20 protein-coding genes are annotated in these 19497 nt (G+C 46.3%); 19 read left to right on the top strand and 1 reads right to left on the bottom strand.

The window, feature by feature from the left end; all coding sequences use genetic code 11:
* Positions 1-80: 80 nt before the first annotated feature.
* The 18 genes from smc (at position 81) to MKY75_RS09400 (ending at position 17995) form a co-directional block, all read left to right on the top strand.
* Positions 81-3650, top strand: a complete 3570-nt coding sequence (smc, locus tag MKY75_RS09315) for a chromosome segregation protein SMC (protein ID WP_340885080.1) — start codon at positions 81-83, stop codon at positions 3648-3650.
* Positions 3651-3688: 38 nt separating this feature from the next.
* Complete coding sequence (ftsY, locus tag MKY75_RS09320) at positions 3689-4705, top strand: signal recognition particle-docking protein FtsY (protein ID WP_025721714.1); 1017 nt, start codon at positions 3689-3691, stop codon at positions 4703-4705.
* A gap of 165 nt (positions 4706-4870) precedes the next feature.
* On the top strand, positions 4871-5521 hold the full coding sequence (gene trhA, locus MKY75_RS09325; RefSeq protein ID WP_025721713.1) for a PAQR family membrane homeostasis protein TrhA: 651 nt from the start codon (positions 4871-4873) through the stop codon (positions 5519-5521).
* Positions 5522-5687: 166 nt separating this feature from the next.
* On the top strand, positions 5688-6056 hold the full coding sequence (locus tag MKY75_RS09330) for a putative DNA-binding protein (RefSeq protein WP_029514999.1): 369 nt from the start codon (positions 5688-5690) through the stop codon (positions 6054-6056).
* A gap of 51 nt (positions 6057-6107) precedes the next feature.
* Positions 6108-7484: a signal recognition particle protein gene (gene ffh / locus MKY75_RS09335; RefSeq protein WP_069011393.1), complete on the top strand. Its 1377-nt coding sequence runs from the start codon at positions 6108-6110 to the stop codon at positions 7482-7484.
* 66 nt (positions 7485-7550) lie between these two features.
* On the top strand, positions 7551-7823 hold the full coding sequence (gene rpsP / locus MKY75_RS09340; protein ID WP_013309862.1) for a 30S ribosomal protein S16: 273 nt from the start codon (positions 7551-7553) through the stop codon (positions 7821-7823).
* Between the two features lie 23 nt (positions 7824-7846).
* Entirely contained in the window at positions 7847-8077 is a 231-nt protein-coding gene (locus MKY75_RS09345) for a KH domain-containing protein (protein ID WP_013309863.1), read from the top strand.
* 97 nt (positions 8078-8174) lie between these two features.
* Positions 8175-8690 carry a ribosome maturation factor RimM gene (gene rimM / locus MKY75_RS09350; RefSeq protein WP_013309864.1) on the top strand — a complete coding sequence of 172 codons (516 nt, stop codon included), beginning with the start codon at positions 8175-8177 and terminating at the stop codon, positions 8688-8690.
* On the top strand, positions 8690-9508 hold the full coding sequence (trmD, locus tag MKY75_RS09355) for a tRNA (guanosine(37)-N1)-methyltransferase TrmD (protein ID WP_209948026.1): 819 nt from the start codon (positions 8690-8692) through the stop codon (positions 9506-9508). The genes rimM and trmD overlap by 1 nt, the downstream gene beginning before the upstream one ends.
* A 224-nt stretch (positions 9509-9732) precedes the next feature.
* Positions 9733-10077 (top strand): 50S ribosomal protein L19, encoded by a 345-nt coding sequence (rplS, locus tag MKY75_RS09360; protein ID WP_010346403.1) that lies wholly within the window; start codon positions 9733-9735, stop codon positions 10075-10077.
* A gap of 101 nt (positions 10078-10178) precedes the next feature.
* The gene (gene lepB / locus MKY75_RS09365) at positions 10179-10805 is read left to right on the top strand and encodes a signal peptidase I (RefSeq protein ID WP_029514995.1); all 627 of its coding nucleotides are present in this window, start codon (positions 10179-10181) and stop codon (positions 10803-10805) included.
* An 86-nt stretch (positions 10806-10891) separates the two neighbouring features.
* Positions 10892-11752, top strand: coding sequence for a ribosome biogenesis GTPase YlqF (ylqF, locus tag MKY75_RS09370; RefSeq protein ID WP_029514994.1), 861 nt, complete (start codon positions 10892-10894; stop codon positions 11750-11752).
* 210 nt (positions 11753-11962) lie between these two features.
* Positions 11963-12610 (top strand): ribonuclease HII, encoded by a 648-nt coding sequence (locus MKY75_RS09375; RefSeq protein ID WP_318626675.1) that lies wholly within the window; start codon positions 11963-11965, stop codon positions 12608-12610.
* 90 nt (positions 12611-12700) lie between these two features.
* Positions 12701-14827, top strand: a complete 2127-nt coding sequence (locus MKY75_RS09380; protein ID WP_340885083.1) for a DNA ligase — start codon at positions 12701-12703, stop codon at positions 14825-14827.
* Entirely contained in the window at positions 14824-15123 is a 300-nt protein-coding gene (locus tag MKY75_RS09385; RefSeq protein WP_023988176.1) for an EscU/YscU/HrcU family type III secretion system export apparatus switch protein, read from the top strand. The genes MKY75_RS09380 and MKY75_RS09385 overlap by 4 nt, the downstream gene beginning before the upstream one ends.
* On the top strand, positions 15123-15506 hold the full coding sequence (locus MKY75_RS09390) for a YraN family protein (RefSeq protein WP_029516978.1): 384 nt from the start codon (positions 15123-15125) through the stop codon (positions 15504-15506). Before MKY75_RS09385 ends, MKY75_RS09390 begins: the two co-directional genes overlap by 1 nt.
* A gap of 155 nt (positions 15507-15661) precedes the next feature.
* Positions 15662-16213 carry a nitroreductase family protein gene (locus MKY75_RS09395; protein ID WP_340885084.1) on the top strand — a complete coding sequence of 184 codons (552 nt, stop codon included), beginning with the start codon at positions 15662-15664 and terminating at the stop codon, positions 16211-16213.
* 162 nt (positions 16214-16375) lie between these two features.
* The gene (locus tag MKY75_RS09400; protein WP_029516980.1) at positions 16376-17995 is read left to right on the top strand and encodes a YifB family Mg chelatase-like AAA ATPase; all 1620 of its coding nucleotides are present in this window, start codon (positions 16376-16378) and stop codon (positions 17993-17995) included.
* A gap of 280 nt (positions 17996-18275) precedes the next feature.
* Here MKY75_RS09400 and MKY75_RS09405 read toward each other — a convergent pair whose 3' ends face one another.
* Positions 18276-18704, bottom strand: coding sequence for an organic hydroperoxide resistance protein (locus MKY75_RS09405; RefSeq protein ID WP_013309874.1), 429 nt, complete (start codon positions 18702-18704; stop codon positions 18276-18278).
* A gap of 147 nt (positions 18705-18851) precedes the next feature.
* Between MKY75_RS09405 and MKY75_RS09410 the strand changes: the two genes are divergently transcribed.
* Complete coding sequence (locus MKY75_RS09410) at positions 18852-19322, top strand: MarR family winged helix-turn-helix transcriptional regulator (protein ID WP_029516981.1); 471 nt, start codon at positions 18852-18854, stop codon at positions 19320-19322.
* The last annotated feature ends 175 nt before the right edge of the window (positions 19323-19497 follow it).

Below are 19497 nucleotides of genomic sequence, written 5' to 3' on the forward strand. Positions count from 1 at the left end.
GCTACAATAGGGATAATTCATATCAATCAGGTAAACGGTGTTGTACAAGCATATTTGAAATGTTAGAGGTGAGATTGAGCATGTTTTTAAAGCGCATTGAGCTGGCGGGCTTCAAATCGTTTGCAGATAAAACGGAAATGGAATTTGTCCGCGGCATTACGGCAGTCGTCGGACCTAACGGAAGCGGAAAAAGTAATATTTCCGACGGGATTCGTTGGGTGCTGGGCGAACAGAGTGCCAAATCACTGCGTGGCGGCAAAATGGAGGACATTATTTTTGCAGGTAGTGATGCTCGTAAGGCTGTTAATTACGGTGAAGTATCGCTTACGTTGGATAATGAAGATCAGGCGTTGCCTCTGGATTTTGGTGAAGTCACGGTAACGCGACGTGTACATCGAAGTGGGGATAGTGAATATTTCATTAATCGGCAATCATGCAGACTCCGAGATATTACAGAGCTGTTTATGGATACAGGGATTGGTAAAGAAGCTTATTCCATTATTGGGCAGGGACGCATTGAAGAAATCCTAAGTACTCGATCTGAGGATCGTCGAGGTATTTTTGAGGAAGCCTCGGGTATCGTAAAATATAAATCCCGTAAAAAAGATGCGGTTCGCAAGCTGGATGAGACGGAGCAAAATTTGCTGCGTATTCACGATTTAGTTAGTGAACTGGAAGATCAGATTGGACCGCTTAAGGAGCAGTCTGAAAAGGCGATTCATTTTAAAGAGCTACGCGGTGAATTGAAATCAAAAGAAATCTCTATGTACGTCCATCAAATTGAACAAATTCATACTTCGTGGAGCGATGCGACTTCCAAATTAGCTTTGCTGCAGCAGGAGCAACTTCAGTTGTCTACGGTGGTCTCCCGCCATGATGCGATGCTGGAAAGCGACCGCAACGAATTACGCCAGCTGGAAGAGCAGGTAGAACAGTTGCAAAGGGATCTGCTGCAATACAGTGAAGCGACGGAGAAAAGTGAAGGCTACGGCGAATTGCTCAAAGAGCGCACACGCAATCTGGCGGCTAATCGGGAACAGCTGATCTTATCACTTAGCACAAGCGAATCACGGCATTCCGAGCGCAAGAGTGAACTGGATCAGCTGAACGAAAAGCTGTCTGCACTGAATGTAGAGCTTGACGAGTTGCGTGCACGGCTGTCTGACGAAGAGGCCAAACTGATTGGAGTTACAGGCGGAATCAGCCAGGAGCAGGAAGAAAGCCTAAAGGGTGGTCTGCTGGAGCTGATGAATCAGATGGCGCAGGCGCGTAACGAAATCCGTTATACAGACCAACAGAAGGAAGCATTGGAACGGCGTGTGACTCGTGTAAGTGACGAATCCGGCAAATGGGAAGCCCAGAAAGTACAACTTGAACAGCGCAAAAAGGGATTGGAAGCTGCGGTTCAGAAGCTGGGGCAGGAAATCAGTAGTTTGCGTAGTGGCTATATTCAGGGAAGTGAAAAGTACCAGGCCCTACAAAAACTTTTGGAAGAAAACCAGGGTACAGTTCGTAAATGGGAACAAAAACGTGAGGCTCAAATTTCACGGCGAGATACAATGAAGGAAATGCAGGATGACTTTGACGGCTTCATGCTTGGAGTTAAAGAGGTATTGAAGGCTGCACGAAAAGAAACCTTGCACGGTGTGCATGGAGCGGTAGCAGAGCTGATTCGGGTGCCTGAGCATTTAGAGCAGGCGATGGAAACCGCTTTGGGTGCTTCAGTTCAGCATATTGTGATGGAAAATGAATCCGTATCCAGACAGGCAATTAGTTTTCTAAAGCAACGTCAACTGGGCAGAGCAACATTTTTGCCTATGGATGTTATCCGCCCGCGTCAAATCGGCGCGGGAGAACGCCAAATTGCAGAAGGAGCCGAAGGCTTTGTCGGGATCGGTGCAGATCTTGTTCAGTATGATGATCGATATGCCGGAATTGTAGGCAGTCTTTTGGGGAATGTGGTCATTGCTCGTACGTTGGAAGACGCAAACCGTATTGCGGCTCGTTGCCAATATAGATACCGCGTTGTCACTTTGGAAGGCGATGTTGTCAATGCAGGGGGTTCCATGACTGGGGGAAGCCAGTTCAAGAAAAATGCTAATCTGCTTGGACGCAAACGTCAGTTGGATCAGTTGGATCAAGACATTGTAGATACGGAGCAGCAAATTGCAAGGTTGCGCCAGAGTGCAATAGATACCAAACGCCAGTTGGAAGAGACACAGATCCGTCTGGACGAGCTACGTCAGGGCGGTGATGTGAAGCGTGGTGAAGAGCAGCAGATGGCTATGGAGCTCAAACAACTGGAGCATGAACTTCGTCATGTTCTGGAACAGGTCGCTGCGTCTGGTCAGGAGAAAAAGGGCTTTGATCAGGAAATCAAGGAGCTGGAAACTTCCCGTGAAGAAGCGTTGGTAAAGTTGGCTGCGCTGGAGGAAGAAGAAAAGAAAACGCATCAAGCTATTCACGCTGCCGAATTTGCCCGTAAAGCCAACGAATCTGCCAAAGAGCAGCTGCAGGGGGAACTCACGAATCTCAAGGTAAGAGAAGGAAAGCTGGACCAGGAGCGTTTTTCATTGGAAGAGCAGTTGCGCAGATTGCGTGGGGATTATGATACTCTTGGTAAGGATTCGAGACAAAACAAGACCTTACTTGCTTCCATTGAAGCAGATTTGCTGACCAATGAGCAGGAGACTGTGAAACAGATTGAAAATCTCAATCAATACCGTTTGAAAAAGGAAGAAGCCGCACAGCAACTGGAATTCAAGCGGGCTGCACGCAGCAGCTTGTCCAAAAAGCTTGAAGTGGCTGAAAACGATACAAAAGAACAGCGAATTCAGCTCAAGTCAGTGGAGGAGTTGCTTCGTCAAACGGAAATTGGAGTAAATCGACTTGATGTGGAACTGGAAAACGTTCTGAAAAAATTAAGTGATGATTATGAACTCAGCTATGAGTTAGCCAAGCAGCGTTACCCTATACCGGAAGATATTGAAGGTACGCAGAGCGAGGTGGAAAGGCTCAAACGTGGTATTTCCGCGTTGGGTGAGGTGAACCTGGGCGCCATTGATGAATACCAGCGTGTGCATGAGCGTTATACGTTTCTTGATGAGCAAAAGTCTGATTTGGTGGAGGCCAAGACAACACTTTATCAGGTTATTCGTGAAATGGATGAAGAAATGTCCAAACGCTTTAAGACTACGTTCGATGCTATTCGGCGCGAATTTGGAACGGTATTCTCCAAGCTGTTCGGAGGCGGACGTGCCGATCTCGTGTTACTTGACCCGGAACGCTTATTGGAGACGGGAATTGACATCGTAGCTCAGCCACCGGGCAAAAAACTGCAAAACTTGCAGCTACTGTCGGGCGGTGAGCGTGCGTTAACAGCGATGGCGTTACTATTTGCCATTTTACACGTTAAACCTGTTCCATTCTGTGTACTCGATGAAGTAGAGGCTGCATTGGACGAAGCAAACGTGGTGCGTTTTGCCCAGTATTTACGAGAATTCTCGGAGCAGACACAGTTCATTGTAGTCACACACCGCAAGGGCACAATGGAAGAATCTGATGTGCTGTACGGGGTTACGATGGAGGAAGGCGGGGTTTCCAAACTCGTATCTGTCAAGCTGGACAACGATGAAGCTGAGATTGCCTGACATTAAACAACATACTTTCAGACCAACGGAGGGAATCCATGAGTTTCTTTAGGAAATTGAAGGAAAGCATTGCAAACAAAACTGAATCGGTCACAAAACAGTTCAAAGATGGATTGGAAAAAACACGTAAAGGTTTTGTTGAAAAAGTAACGGACTTGATGATTCGCCGTAAAAAGATTGATGAGGAATTTTATGAGGAACTGGAAGAAATTCTGATCGGAGCGGACGTAGGCGTCAACACGGTTATGAACCTCATTGAAGACCTGCGAGAAGAAGTGAAAAAGCGCAAAATTGAAGATGCATCCGAATTACAGCCTGTATTGTCGGAAAAGCTGTCCGAGTTGCTGCGGGGTAATGACAATAGTCAGCTCAAGATGAGTCCTGACGGGATTACAGTTATTCTATTCGTGGGAGTCAATGGCGTCGGCAAAACGACAACCATTGGCAAGTTAGCTCATCGTTTTAAACAAGAGGGCAAAAAAGTATTGTTGGCTGCCGGAGATACGTTCCGGGCGGGTGCGATCGAACAGTTGGAGGTATGGGGCGAACGGGCAGGTGTAGAGGTTATTAAGCAGCAATCCGGTTCCGATCCGGCTGCGGTTATGTTTGATGCCGTACAGGCTGCCAAGCAGCGTCAAGTGGATGTTTTGTTGTGTGATACCGCAGGACGTCTTCAGAATAAAAGCAATCTAATGGAGGAGCTGAACAAAATTTTCCGTGTGATTCAACGCGAAATTCCAGATGCTCCTCATGAAGTGTTGTTGGTACTTGATGCGACGACTGGACAAAATGCACTTAACCAAGCCAAGCTGTTTGGTGAGAAAAGCGGTGTAACCGGACTGGTACTGACGAAGTTGGATGGTACAGCGAAGGGCGGGATTGTTGTGGCCATCCGTCAGGAGCTGAATTTGCCTGTTAAGCTGGTGGGCTTAGGTGAAAAAGTGAATGATCTTCAACCGTTTGATTCCGAGCAATTCGTTCATGCGTTGTTCGCGGGATTGATTCAGGAAGAGACGGTCGAAGCAACTGCTACAGGCGAGGAAGAACAGAACTGATACGTTTAAAGTGGGCTTTCATGCTACGTTTGGGATAACTAAGTAGCCATCCTGTTGCTGTTCAAGTTTGCCCAGATGTATAATGAAAGCAAGAGGTCTGTCGATGTCGTATATGTAATGTATCTTGTATGTAAAATATAAATCAGGAAGCCGGGTGAAAAACCGATGGCAAACACCTATACCTACTCCCGACGGGAAGAAGTAGCCAACGCCATTACACATGGAATTGGAGCCGTTTTAAGCGTGGCAGCGCTTGTGTTGCTTATTGTTTTTGCTAGCATGAAAGGAACCACTTGGCATGTCGTCAGCTTTACGATTTACGGGATTACGATGCTGCTGTTGTACACCAATTCAACGTTGCTTCATAGCCTGCGTGAAGGAAAAATGAAGGATTTGTTCGAAATATTCGATCATTCTTGCATTTACCTGTTTATTGCAGGTAGCTACACCCCGTTTATGCTCGTTGCACTGCGAGGTACTCTGGGATGGACACTGTTTGGAGTGATTTGGGGGATTGCACTGTTCGGTGTGTTGTTCAAGGCGTTCTTCACCAAGCGCTTCCTGTTTATGTCTACCGTGTTTTACATTGTGATGGGCTGGCTCATCACCATTGCCTGGAATCCTCTGGTTGCGACTGTTCCCGCCGGAGGGATGACGTTATTGTTCGTAGGTGGCCTTATGTATACGTTGGGCACGATTTTCTATGTGTGGCGGGCATTTCCATATCACCATGCGATCTGGCATCTGTTTGTTCTGGCAGGCAGCATACTTCATTTTCTGGCTGTTCTGCTGTATCTTACTCCGGTAAGGGTTTAAGTAACAATGGGTAAAAAGTCGATCCGTACTTCCGTTTAAGGACAGTGGATCGGCTTTTTTTTGTATGACAAGGGATAACGCTTGACATCTTCTTTTCTTTTAGGTATCATAAGGAACGTTGAAAAGAACTGTAAAGTGTTTTTCCTTGACGATGGAGGTATACAAGATGAGTCAGGAGAATCGGCTGGAAAAGACAAACCGGATTAACCGACTGTTTGACTTCTATGAACCTCTGCTTACAGAGAAGCAACAGATGTTTTTAAAATATTACTTCCATGATGATTTTTCTTTAGGGGAAATTGCATCGGAATTTCAAATTAGCCGTCAGGCAGTATATGAACATATTAAACGTGCTGAACAGGTATTGGAAATGTACGAGGAAAAGCTTGGTTTGCTAAGTAAGTATGAGCGCAGAATCCAAGATCTCGATGAATTAAATAAGACGTTGTATGAGGCATTCGGTAAAATCAGTGAGTCCGATGAAGGCACTCTGCAACATGTCCATCAAATTGTAAATCGCCTGCAGGAACTGTAGGACATATAGATTAAGAACAAACAACCCTGGTAGACAAGGAGGTGCGAAAGTATGGCATTTGAAGGATTATCGACTCGCTTGCAAAATGTATTCAGTAAACTGCGCGGTAAAGGAAAAGTGTCTGAGGATGATGTAGCTCAGGCGATGCGCGAAGTACGATTAGCTTTGCTTGAGGCGGACGTTAACTTCAAGGTTGTAAAGGACTTTATTGCCAAGGTAAAGGAGAAATCCGTTGGTAAGGAAGTGATGGACAGCTTTACGCCAGGCATGGTCATCATCGACATCGTGAACAAGGAACTGACCGAGTTGATGGGTGGCAGTCAGGCCAAGCTTGCCAAAGCAAACAAACCGCCTACGGTCATTATGATGGTGGGTCTCCAGGGCGCAGGTAAAACGACGACATCTGGTAAACTGGCGAAATTGCTGCAAAAGCAAAATCATCGCCCATTGCTTGTAGCTGGTGATATTTATAGACCAGCCGCGATCAAGCAGCTTCAGGTTCTTGGGGAGCAGATTAATACTCCTGTATTTACTCTGGGAGATCAGACAAGCCCAGTGGAAATCGCAAAACAGGGTTTGCAGCATGCTAAGGATAATGGAAATGACTACGTTATTATAGATACTGCCGGTCGTCTTCATGTTGATGAAGAGCTCATGGAAGAGTTGCGCCAGATTCATACCAACGTCAACCCGGATGAAGTTTTACTGGTTGTAGATAGCATGACGGGGCAGGACGCGGTTAACGTTGCGGAGCACTTTAATACTAGCCTAGAGTTAACGGGAGTTGTACTGACAAAGCTGGATGGCGACACTCGTGGTGGTGCAGCTTTATCGGTTAAAGCTGTAACGGGATGTCCGATCAAGTTTGCTACATTGGGTGAAAAGCTGGATGCGATGGAGCCGTTTCATCCTGAACGGATGGCTTCACGGATTTTAGGTATGGGTGACATGTTGTCCCTGATTGAAAAAGCGCAGTCCAATATCGACGCCGATAAGGCGAAGGAAATGGAACGGAAAATGCGTAATGCCGAGTTTACTTTCGAAGATTTTCTGGAGCAAATGGATCAAGTTAAGAAGCTTGGCCCAATCGACCAGATTCTTGATATGATTCCCGGTATGGGCAACATGAAGCAAATGAAAGATATCAAAGTGGATGACAAACAGATGGGCCGAATTGAGGCTATCGTTCATTCTATGACCACACAGGAGAAGCAAAACCCAGACATGATTAATCATAGCCGTCGCAAACGTATTTCTGTAGGCAGTGGAACATCACTGGCTGAGGTAAATCGTCTGATAAAGCAATTTGACGAAATGCGTCGCATGATGAAGCAGTTCTCAGATATGATGGGACCTAAGGGTGGCAAAAACAAGGCTATGAAGCAGTTGAAGAGTATGGGTAAAGGTATGAAGTTTCCTTTCCGCTAAGGCCAATAGGCCCTTGGAATTATGGATAACAATATACAGTCTACTTTTTGAAGGAGGTGAATTTTCGTGGCAGTTCGTATTCGTCTGAAACGTATGGGTGCACATAAAGCTCCTTTCTATCGCGTCGTGGTATCTGATTCTCGTTCCCCGCGTGACGGTCGTTTTATCGAAGAAATCGGTTACTACAACCCAATCACAGTACCAGCGGTTGTAAAAATTGATGAAGATAAAGCGCTGAAATGGTTGCAAGATGGTGCACAAGCATCCGACACAGTCCGTAACTTGCTTAGCAAAGCGGGCGTAATGAAAAAGTTTCATGAGTCTAAACTACAGAAATAAGGTGCTGATACGGAGGGTCAACCATGGAAGAATTAGTGATAATCATTGCTAAGGCTTTAGTCGATCATCCGGAAGATGTAACCGTGAAGACCTTGGAGAAGGATCGGCTTGTTGTATATGAGCTTAGTGTACATCCTGAGGATGTAGGCAAGATCATTGGTAAGCAGGGTCGTATCGCCAAGGCGCTTCGCACTGTGGTTGCATCAGCAGCCGTTAAGATGGATAAACGGGTTACCGTAGACATCATATCTTAAAGATATACGAAAGTGGGTTAGGATGTATGTCCTAACCCTTTTTCGTACATGATGAAGATGATATGGAGCGGGACCGATTACAAGCAGGAGGAACACGATGCAACAATTGTTTAATGTCGGAAAAATTGTGAACACCCATGGAATCCGTGGGGAGCTAAAAATATTAACGACGACAGATTTTCCAGAGGATCGCTTTGCAAAAGGCAGTGAGCTTTTGATTGTTCCGGCTGAAGGTAAAGCACCGATCCCCGTAACTGTTGAAACAGCGCGTTTTCAAAAAAATATGGTTGTCGCTAAATTTAAGGAATATCACAATATTAATGAAGTTGAAAAATATAAAGGTACATTGTTGAAGGTATCTGCTGAGCGGTTAGGCGAATTGGAAGAAAATGAATTCTATTTTCATGAAGTAGTCGGCATGGAAGTGGTGACCGAGGACGGAAATGAGCTCGGCGTGGTCAAGGAAATTTTGACTCCGGGAGCCAATGACGTATGGGTAGTCAAAATGCCTAAAGGCAAGGAACTGCTATTGCCGTATATAGAAGATGTTATTTTGGATGTAAACGTGCGTGAAAAACGAGTTACGGTACGGTTAATGGAAGGTCTGCTGTAATGCGGGTGGATGTGCTGACCCTGTTTCCAGAGATGTTTGATGGAGTATTTAATGCAAGCATTCTGGGAAAAGCAAGGGATAAGGGAATTGTATCACTGCAAGCGGTTAATTTTCGTCAGTATGCCGGCAACAAACACGGACAAGTGGATGATACGCCCTATGGCGGTGGGGGCGGCATGGTTTTGAAGCCTGACCCTATTTTTGCTGCTGTGGAAGCGCTGTTGGATAAATCAGAGCAACCAACATTAGAGACTGCCGATGAAGTTAACCAACTTGAAGGGGTAGAACGTAACACAGACATAAAATCTCCGCGTATCATTTTGATGTGTCCACAAGGCGAGACTTTTACGCAAAAGAAAGCGGAAGAGCTGGCTAAAGAGGACCATCTTATTTTTATATGTGGGCATTACGAGGGTTATGATGAGCGTATTCGAGAGCATTTGGTGACGGATGAGCTTTCTATCGGAGATTATGTATTGACTGGTGGTGAGCTTCCAGCCATGACCGTCATTGACAGTGTGACACGGTTGCTTCCAGGAGTTCTGGGGAACGAAACGAGTGCGGTAACGGACTCGTTTAGTACGGGGCTGCTGGAATACCCCCATTATACCCGGCCTGCGGAGTTTCGGGGCTGGAAAGTACCCGATGTACTCCTGTCAGGGCATCACGTCAATATTGATTCTTGGAGACGACAAGAGGCGTTACGTCGCACGATGGAACGCCGACCGGATCTATTGGAACAAGCTGAACTGACAGGCAAGGAGCGTGTGTGGATTGAGGAGCAACGCAAAGCTGAATTTTTGGAAGACAAGCATTAAAACGCTTTAAACATGAGTGGATTTGAAAGCAGGCAGTGACCTGTTCTATAATAAAGTCAATTAAATAATGTTTGGTCAAATCCCTTTTTGTTGTTGCAATGCGGTATCCTCCATGATACAATACATCTGTTGTGTGTAATACGGTGGTCCTCTGTGGATGATGAAGGAAACGGTTGTGTTTCCAGAAGAAGCATGAACACCTGTACGGAAGGAGGGAGTCATAGATGAATATCGTCCAAGCGATCACTGAAGAACAACTGCGTAAAGATTTGCCTAACTTTCGTCCTGGTGACACTTTGAAAGTGCACGTGAAAGTTATTGAGGGAACTCGTGAGCGTATCCAGTTGTTTGAAGGTGTTGTAATTAAACGCCGTGGTGGTGGAATCAGTGAGACTTTTACAGTTCGTAAAATTTCTTACGGTGTAGGTGTGGAAAGAACTTTCCCGCTTCATTCCCCGAAAATCGATAAAATCGACGTGGCTCGCCGTGGTAAAGTGCGTCGTGCGAAGCTTTATTATCTTCGTGAACTGCGCGGTAAAGCAGCGAGAATTAAAGAAATTCGTCGTTAATACAACGAATAACGAAAGGGGCTTGGTTACAAGCTCCTTTCGTTTTTTCTACGTACATAGGGAACTGTGGATTATTGACCGTAAAGAGAGGACAGTGAGCTATGGAGCAAGAAGTAGGACAAGGAGCTGTACAGCAGCCAACTGATCAGGATGGTACGCCCAAGCGTAAACCAAAAAATGAGATTTTTGAGTGGCTCAAGGCCATCATTATTGCGTTAGTGCTTGTCTTTTTAATCCGCTGGCTTCTCTTTAAGCCGTTTATTGTGGATGGCCCGTCGATGCAGCCTAACTTTCATACCGGAGAACGCGTCATTGTGAATGAGATTTTGTATGATTTCCGTGCCCCTAGACCAGGCGAAGTGATCGTGTTTCATGTGCCGGAGGAAGGAAGAGACTTTATCAAACGCGTCATTGCCGTTGAAGGAGATACGGTCAAGGTAGAAGGTGACACAATTACAGTAAATGGCAAGCCGATTCAGGAATCTTACCTGAAAGCTCCTTTGGAAGAAGCGCATCAAAATGGCGAGCTTTACAACAAGTTTACAAATTTTCCAAATGAGAAGTTTAAGGATGGAAAAGTTCCGGCTGGGCATATTTTTGTAATGGGAGATAACCGTTCCAATAGTACAGACAGTCGGATGATCGGATATATTGATTTGAAAGAAGTCGTGGGTCGGGCTGACGTTATTTTCTGGCCGGCGAAAGATATGCAGTGGATTAACCACTAGAATAACTAATAAGCAGCATAGCTGCCGTAATCCTAACTAAGAGCCTAAGAGTAAAAGTTGGAGTTACGCACAATGGGGTGATGACGGTGACGATTCAATGGTTTCCTGGTCACATGACCAGAGCGCGCCGCCAAATTGAAGCAAAATTAAAGCTGATTGATTTGGTTATTGAGCTGATTGATGCTCGATTGCCGCTCTCCAGCCGAAATCCAATGATTGATGATATTTTGCAAGGCAAGCCGCGAATGATTATATTGAATAAAGCAGATTTGGCGGACCCCGTAGTATCACAGCAATGGATTGCCTACTTTAAGGAGCAGGGGCATGTGGCCTTACCAGTAGATGCCACAACTGGAACGGGGCTAAAAGAAATCCCGATTCAGGCTAAGCTGTTGCTTAAGGAAAAGATAGATCGGCAGATTCGGAAGGGAATGAACCCGCGTCCTATGCGTGGGTTGATTGTTGGTATTCCGAATGTCGGTAAATCGACATTGATCAACCGAATGGCGGGACGTAATATTGCAGCTACGGGTGACCGTCCAGGGGTAACGAAGGCACAGCAGTGGATCAAGATCGGTGAAATTGAATTGCTGGATACACCAGGTATTCTATGGCCTAAATTCGAGGATCAGAATGTAGGCTATCGTCTGGCTGTTACAGGTGCGATCAAGGAAGAAATTCTGAATGTCGAGGATATTGCTTTTTTTGCGACTAAATATTTGGTCCAGTACTATTGGGATGTAATGGCAGAGCGCTTTGAGCTCACCAAACGTCCTGAAGATACAGAAAATCCTGATGAAATTGTCAACGTCATGGAAGCGATCGGACGTAAACGCGGCTGTATTGTTAGCGGCGGACGTGTGGATCTTGAAAAGGCGTCAAAAATCATTTTGCGTGAGCTGCGTGCAGGGAAGCTGGGACGGTTCAGTCTGGAAGCTCCTTACTGATTCTACAGGTACACCGATACAGAACACAGCATTTTGTAGCAAGGAAGAACCTTCCCCATCTCTCCGGAGAGGAGGAAGGTTTTTTTTGGTATTTGAAGGCAGTTAGAAAAGGGTTTTGGACGGTGAAGGTCTGTGGTAAGCTGAATTCAATCGCTAGAGCTACGGCATGAATGACGCGTTAAACTATATATAGATGGGAAGGTATTGAATATGGAAGATAAAGAGATTGTAGTGAAGGACATGCTACATTATGAAAAAAAATGCTGGGAGCAGTCTTGTGAGCGGATTGCAGGTATTGATGAAGTAGGTCGTGGATGCCTGTTTGGTGATGTTGTGGCCGCAGCAGTCATTTTACCAGTGGGTGAGTTACTGGAAGGTGTGGATGATTCCAAAAAATTGACGGATAAGAAGAGAGAAGCGTACTACGAGCTGATTATGGAGAAGGCCATTGCTGTAGGAGTTGGCTATGTAGATGCGCAGACGATTGATGATATCAATATTAAGCAAGCAGCTCGTTTGGCTATGAAGCAGGCTATTGAGGCTTTACATGTGTCTCCTGATTATTTACTGGTGGATGCAGAAAAGGTAGATGTGCCTATTCCTCAGCTCGCTATTATTAAAGGAGATGCGAATAGTCAGTCTATTGCGGCGGCCTCTATCATCGCCAAGGTAACCCGTGATCGGCTGTGCAAAGGTGAATGGGATGCGAAGTATCCGGAATATGGGATCGGTATACATAAAGGTTACGCTACCAAGTTGCATAGGGAACAAATTTTGGCGCTAGGACCTACAAAGATGCATAGACGCAGCTTTCTGGGCAATCTGTTGACGGAGCAACCGACGCTGTTTGATCTGTGATTACTTATTATGAATCGGGACAATGCCGATATAAAGGATAACTAATACCATAAGCCCCTTTGAATGGGGGAGAGTGAGAGGAGGGGCGATATGAACATCGGATCTGTATTTCGTGGATTACTTGGAGATGTGAAGGCTGGAGAGGCTAAAAAGCTTGATATGCAGCCAGGTCAGGTCGTACGAGGAGTCGTGCTAAAGGTGTCTGAGGACGGCGGCGAGGCTGTGTTGCAAATACAAGGTTCTCAGGTCAGGGCAAAGCTGGAGACCCCTCTTCAACCTGGGCAGACTACAACGTTTCAGGTTCAACCGGCTTCCCCCAGCGGAATGACGGTGCTTAAACCTTTGAACGATGTGGCCAATACACCACAGCAAACCGTAGCGCTGACAGATGTATTGGAATCGGTGGGACTGCCGGATACAGCTCAGAACAGGGAGCTTATACAGGCAATGCAAAAGAATGGTGTGCCGTTGACATCTGAAAATGCGGCTTCTTTGCGAGAAGCTATGGCGAAGCAAAGTGGCAATGTACAGTTGGGAACGTTTGTGCAGGCGGCGGCAGTTGCTTTTCAGCGGGGACTTCCATTGACGGCAGAAAGCATAAACGGATTGCGTCAAGCGATGTTTGGGCCCCCTTTAAATGATCTGTTGTCTTCGCTGGAGCAAGAACTTGAAGCGGTGTTAAAGCAGCAAGGACAGGGAACGCCTACTGACCGTTCAGTAGGGGAAGCAAGCACAATAAAAAGCACTGACCGAACGTCAGTTAGTCCAACAGGCACTTCTTCTGTGGTGATTGCAGATGGACAGGAAGGCCAAGCTTTAACATTGTCCAAGGATGCTTCTGCCTCTGCTGCTACAAAACAGGCAGAAACAGGACAACAAGCCACAGGTGGCAAGGAATTGTTAAAAGGGACTCAGGCAGCCAATCTCGCTGCTACAGTAAGCGAAGCGAGTGTTTTGGCTACAGATTCGGATACTTCGGCGGGATCTACTGCATTTGCATCCAACGGGACTGCTTCAGAAGAACCGCAAGCAGTTAGCGGGCGAGGAGCGACAGTGGTATTGGATGCTGGTGCCAATGCGGCTGAATCGGGCGCTGCTGATGCATTAAACGGCTCCCGCGTCAAAGCGGAGCAACAACAGCAAGCTACTGCGGCAGGTACGCAGCTTAAGGATGCCGATGGTGCTCCAACTCCGGCCACGGCAGAGCCTACGGGGACGAAGTCTGCCTTAAACGCAGTCATGGCAGACCGTCCTTCCGCACAGCAAGCCGCTGGCTCTACGCTACCATCCGCGGCGAACAACGTTACTGCGCCAGAGGCGCCGCTCCAGCGGCTACGCCTCCTGCTGCAAGAGCTGCGTGCAGCCGTGCCACCCGAACTGAGCACGGCTGCACCAGACCAGTCCACGGGAGAGGTAGCGCAGCCGGCGGCTGGCGCCTCGCGGACTGCGGATGCCGCTGCTTCACAGCCTGCGGCATCCAGCCCGCAGCTCACCCCCACGGAGGATCCGTGGGTGGGCCGCGTACTGAAGCTGCTCGGTGCAGAGCATGAGCAGCAAGTGCACCGCGCGACTACACAGGTCGCGCAAGGGGCGACGGCACGTATGGAGTCGCCAGAGGGAATGCCCCAGACACTGCCGGGATTAGCGGCTACGTCAGGCGACACAGTGTCAGCAGACGCAGCCACCGTAAAAGGTGCGCTGCTCCAGCTGATGAGCAGTAACGACCTGCCCCCCGCTTTGAAAGAGGCGGCTCAGCAGGTTGTACAGCACCTGACAGGTCAGCAGTTGCTGCTCAATACAGACCGAACGGCGCCTTTTGCACAAGTACACATGTTTATACCGTTCGTTGGACCGGACGGTCGTGAAACAGCTACGATCCAGATTCAGTCTCGCCGCGGCAAACGGGGAGAACTGGACGCCTCCAACTGTCGTCTTTGGTTTGATTTGGACATGAAGGGGCTTGGACGGACCCTGGTAGATGTCCAGGTTGTAGATCGGATTGTAAGTGTCAAGCTCCATAATGATCATGAATGGGCGGCATCGTTGTTAACCAGTGGGCGTGAGTCCATTCACACAGCATTGGAGTCACTAGGATACCAACTTCTATCGCTTCGTACCGAGCCCATGCCTATAAGGACTGAACAGAACAGCCTCGTCTCTTCTGAAGTACAAAGCTATGTACCTCAGCCGTATAAAGGAGTCGATCTTAAAATATGAAAGAGCCGTTGGAGCCTCCTTCTCCTTCCATAAAGAAGGCGGTCGCCCTTAAATATACGCCTGGTGAGAGCGAAGCACCGATTGTCGTTGCCAAAGGGAGCGGCCGTATTGCGGATAGCATTTTAGAAAAAGCTAAAGAACATGGTGTTCCGGTACAGGAGGACGCTGCGCTGGTTGAAGTACTATCCAAACTTGATTTGGACGAACAAATCCCTGCTGAGCTCTATCAGTTGGTGGCAGAGGTGCTTACCTATATTTATCAAATGGATCGACTTGCATCAAGGGATGACTGGTGATGAGGAATGAGATGAAGGCTGGAGGCAAGGATCAACGGAAAGCCAAAGGAGCGATGGGCGAAGAGGCAGCGGCTTTGTTTTTAGAAAACTTGAGTTACCGTATCATAGAGCGTAATTGGCGATGCCGCAGTGGTGAAATAGATCTGATTGCCAAGCAGGAGCATACATTCGTGTTTATTGAGGTACGTAGTCGTAGTAGCTCCAAATATGGAACGCCAGCAGAATCAGTTACTACGCGTAAAATAGCCCAAGTTCGCCAAACAGCTGCTGTATATTTGCATATGAATGGGATTGGAGATGCTCCGATCCGCTTTGACATGATTTCTGTACAATTAACTGACGAAAAGGCAGTTGTTACGGACCATTTAATAGGTGCATTTTAAAAGAGTAAGAGCTTTCGCGAAGGTAAGAGTGCGGGACTGAATTCAAATGTGCAGGTTGACATGAAGGAAAGCTACAGGTATATTTTATTGAGAATAGTTATCATTTTCATCTTAAAATGAATATCGAGAAGTTGTACCTGTGAAGGAGGATTTACGTGACAAAGCATACCTTTAGTGAACATGTCATAGATGTAATTCAGGAACGTCGAACGATTAAACGATTTAAATCCGACTCCATTCCGGTAGATACAATTAAAGAACTGTTGGACGTCGCTGTGTGGGCTCCTAATCATAAAATGCGTGAACCGTGGCGTTTTTTGTTGTTTGCTGGCGAAGGACGGAAAAAGCTTGCAAAAGCCATTGCAGCCGATATTGGTAAAGACAACAAGTTTGAGAGTGGAATTCTGCACAACCCGATTCAGCTTTTAGTGGTGATGGAAGAAGATCCGCGTCAAGCGGTTTGGGATGAGGATTTTGCAGCAGTCAGCGCGCTTGTTCAAAACTTTATTCTTGCTGCATGGAGCAAAGAAATTGGAACGTTTTGGGTGACAAAGCCATTTTTGTATTCGCCTAAGTTCCGTGAGCACTTGGGAATTCAACCGGGTGAGAAGGTAATAGGAATGATATATGCAGGCTATCCTGACGTTATCCCAGAATCAAGGCCACGTACTCCGGCAGCCGATAAGCTGACCTTGTTTGACAAATAATCTTTCGTTAGATAAACTTAGTCAAGAATTTTGAAAGCATGTTCAGAGCTAAAATTACGAACATTATATTTGCAATAAATGAAAATTTGGAAGCACCTTTTTTCATATAGGCAATGATTCCCGAGAGGGACATTTCAATATGAGGAGAGGTGCTTTTTTGATATGTATGGAAAATTACATGGAGCTTGTCTATATGGGATAGATGGCGTTCTGATCGAAGTTGAGACTGATTTGTCCAATGGCTTGCCTCAGACCGCAATTATCGGATTGCCGGATTCAGCGATTCGAGAGGCAGTAGAGCGTGTGAGAGCAGCAATCAAAAACTGCGGTTTCAAATATCCGTCCCAGCGTGTCACGATTAACTTAGCTCCTGCAGATTTGCGTAAGGAAGGCTCATCTTTTGATCTTGCTATCGCTTTAGGCTTGCTGACAACCAGCGGACAGGTTGTTTTACCAGTAGGGGAACGAACGCTGTTTATTGGCGAGCTGGCACTGGATGGCAGCATTCGTCCTGTAAATGGGGTGTTGTCTATGGTTGATCTGGCCAAGCGAGAAGGATTCGATTCCGTGCTGCTTCCTCAAGAAAACGCAAGCGAGGCTCGTCTAATTGCGGATATACGTATTTACGCTATACGCCATCTGGTGGATCTTATCCCGGTTAATGAGCATGCACAAGGCACCCCGGACGGCCAAGTGACCAATCAAAATTGTACTGCCAGTAAACAAGTTATAATCCATTCCTATGACCATTTATCCCAAGCAGAGCATATAGCGTTGTGCGAGCAAGAGGAACTAGCCAGTAATATGGAGGATTACAGCGATGTGCTGGGTCAGCTACACGCCAAACGTGCGTTAGTTATTGCTGCAGCAGGAATGCATAATATTTTGCTTATGGGGCCGCCGGGTGCTGGAAAAACGATGCTCATCCGCAGATTGTCCTCTATCCTGCCGCCTTTGACTGAAAAGGAGTCGCTAGAAGTGACCAAGGTATACAGCGCAGCAGGAAAATGGAAGGAGTCATCGCCCCATCTCATGCATGTTCGTCCCTTCCGTTCGCCTCATCATACGATCTCTGCTGCTGGATTGGTAGGCGGAGGAGGCATACCCAAACCAGGAGAAATCAGTCTTGCACACCGAGGGATTTTATTTCTGGATGAACTGCCTGAGTTTAGCCGTCATGTGCTAGAAGTGCTGCGGCAGCCTCTGGAAGACCACCATGTTACAATCAGTCGTTCACGTGCAGTGTTTAAGTATCCGGCGCATTTTTTACTTGCAGCTTCTTTGAATCCGTGTCACTGTGGCTTTTTCGGCAATAACACGGAACATCAACGCTGTACCTGTTCACCTGCAGCAGTCGCTCGATACCGCTCACGTATTTCCGGTCCATTGCTGGATCGAATTGATCTTCAGCTTGAGGTATCACAACCGAAGGATTGGCGGGAGGAAAAAGAATCACTGTCGTCTGCTGATATGAGAAAGCAGGTGTTGGCTGCTCGAGCAATACAAATCCGCAGATACAGCAAGCTTCCTTTTTCATGGAATAGTGAGCTGTCCGGTCAGCTGCTGCGTAAATATGCGGTATTAGAACAAAATGCAGCGGAGTTGCTTGACCAGACGATGGATGCACTTGGTTTAAGCATGCGTGCGTATGATCGAATTCTCAAGCTGTCCCGCACCATTGCAGACTTACATGAGTCAGAGAAAATTACGACTTCACATGTGGCTGAAGCTATTCAATACCGCCAGATGGATAGAGCAAATTCCAATTTTCCCGAAATGTAAAAAGGCGATAAAATTAGCAGATACAGCACGATCATTTTTATGAAAAAGTTTTTCCAAAGGATATGTATACGAGAGAAAACGGAAATAAGGACAAAAAAAAGCTCCAGGCAAAAAGACCTAGAGAAGCAAAAAAGATTATGACAATAGTGATTATACTATGAGTATATCAATTTCGTATATACGATTATGCATCATATCCCATGTTACTTGATGGAAAAACAACAAGCCCCTCGACCAATACGGTTCAGGGGCTTGTTGTGAAATTCATTCTAACTCTATGTTACAAAACGTTCAGCTTCACTTCAATATTACCGCGGGTAGCGCGGGAGTATGGACATTGTTCATGTGCGCCTTCCACCAGTTTTACCGCAGTTTCATGATCAACGCCTTTGACCAGAACGTCGAGGTTTACTCCGATTCCGAAGCCGCCGTCTTCGACTTTGCCAAAATGGACCGTAGCTGTGACTTCGGTACCTTCATGTTTAACACGTTGCATGCGAGCAACCATATTTAAGGCACTGTCAAAGCAAGCGGAATAGCCTGCTGCGAACAATTGTTCTGGGTTCGTACCTGCACCACCTGCACCGCCCATTTCTTTTGGAGTATCAATATCTAAACGAAGTTCGGGGGAAGAAGACTCGATATAACCGTTACGTCCACCAACCGCTTTTACTGTTGTTTCATACATTTTTTGTTGAATGGTCATCATAATCTAATCACGGCCTCTCGCTCAATTTATATTTTACACAATTTAATTTATCAAAATAATTATTGTTTGTAAAGTATTTTGTGCAATTAGCATGTATTTTATTATATAATGTGCTAAAATAATGACGAAAGTAGGTGATCAGACAGCATGGAAAACAATCCTATTGAAGGTACAGCGTTGAAACTTGATAATCAGTTATGCTTTGCCATATATGCATGCTCCAGAGAGATTACGAAGCTATACCAGCCTTATCTGGAAAAGCTCGGTGTGACGTACTCGCAATATTTGGTACTTATCGTGCTCTGGGAGCGTGAAGAGTGTACAGTGAAGGAATTAGGTGAGGCACTATATTTGGACTCCGGCACATTAACTCCGCTATTGAAGAGATTGCAGAACGCCGGGCTTATCGATCGAAAGCGTTCCACTCAGGATGAGCGTAAGGTGCTGATTTCTTTGACGACAGAGGGAAGCGCATTACGGGACAAAGCTCTGTCTGTACCTGGATGCATCCAGGAAAAAACAAGTATGACCCGTGATCAATTTGGGTCGCTTCTGCTCCAGTTCAATGATCTGCTCGATCGTGTTCATCAAGCGAATGTACAAATCGAAAAATCATAAGGTAATTTCAGTTGCTCTTGCGAATCTTACGGCATGAGTTAATCTTCACTGAAAAAAAATACTTAATCATGTTTGAAGAAAAAAGTGCCTCTTAATGCGGATTAGGTAATCCCATGTTGTAGAGGTGCTTTTTTTGTGTGAATTTGTATTATGTATAATATCCAATAATATCCAA

It is taken from the genome of Paenibacillus sp. FSL L8-0663, assembly GCF_038008125.1.
GTDB lineage: Bacteria > Bacillota > Bacilli > Paenibacillales > Paenibacillaceae > Paenibacillus > Paenibacillus polymyxa_D.

Bases quoted from the DNA above. Each gene is read 5' to 3' on its own strand.
- smc (WP_340885080.1), top strand. From the start codon at position 81: ATGTTTTTAAAGCGCATTGAGCTGGCGGGCTTCAAATCGTTTGCAGAT.
- ftsY (WP_025721714.1), top strand. From the start codon at position 3,689: ATGAGTTTCTTTAGGAAATTGAAGGAAAGCATTGCAAACAAAACTGAA.
- trhA (WP_025721713.1), top strand. From the start codon at position 4,871: ATGGCAAACACCTATACCTACTCCCGACGGGAAGAAGTAGCCAACGCC.
- MKY75_RS09330 (WP_029514999.1), top strand. From the start codon at position 5,688: ATGAGTCAGGAGAATCGGCTGGAAAAGACAAACCGGATTAACCGACTG.
- ffh (WP_069011393.1), top strand. From the start codon at position 6,108: ATGGCATTTGAAGGATTATCGACTCGCTTGCAAAATGTATTCAGTAAA.
- MKY75_RS09345 (WP_013309863.1), top strand. From the start codon at position 7,847: ATGGAAGAATTAGTGATAATCATTGCTAAGGCTTTAGTCGATCATCCG.
- rimM (WP_013309864.1), top strand. From the start codon at position 8,175: ATGCAACAATTGTTTAATGTCGGAAAAATTGTGAACACCCATGGAATC.
- trmD (WP_209948026.1), top strand. From the start codon at position 8,690: ATGCGGGTGGATGTGCTGACCCTGTTTCCAGAGATGTTTGATGGAGTA.
- rplS (WP_010346403.1), top strand. From the start codon at position 9,733: ATGAATATCGTCCAAGCGATCACTGAAGAACAACTGCGTAAAGATTTG.
- lepB (WP_029514995.1), top strand. From the start codon at position 10,179: ATGGAGCAAGAAGTAGGACAAGGAGCTGTACAGCAGCCAACTGATCAG.
- MKY75_RS09375 (WP_318626675.1), top strand. From the start codon at position 11,963: ATGGAAGATAAAGAGATTGTAGTGAAGGACATGCTACATTATGAAAAA.
- MKY75_RS09380 (WP_340885083.1), top strand. From the start codon at position 12,701: ATGAACATCGGATCTGTATTTCGTGGATTACTTGGAGATGTGAAGGCT.
- MKY75_RS09385 (WP_023988176.1), top strand. From the start codon at position 14,824: ATGAAAGAGCCGTTGGAGCCTCCTTCTCCTTCCATAAAGAAGGCGGTC.
- MKY75_RS09390 (WP_029516978.1), top strand. From the start codon at position 15,123: ATGAGGAATGAGATGAAGGCTGGAGGCAAGGATCAACGGAAAGCCAAA.
- MKY75_RS09400 (WP_029516980.1), top strand. From the start codon at position 16,376: ATGTATGGAAAATTACATGGAGCTTGTCTATATGGGATAGATGGCGTT.
- MKY75_RS09405 (WP_013309874.1), bottom strand. From the start codon at position 18,704: ATGATGACCATTCAACAAAAAATGTATGAAACAACAGTAAAAGCGGTT.
- MKY75_RS09410 (WP_029516981.1), top strand. From the start codon at position 18,852: ATGGAAAACAATCCTATTGAAGGTACAGCGTTGAAACTTGATAATCAG.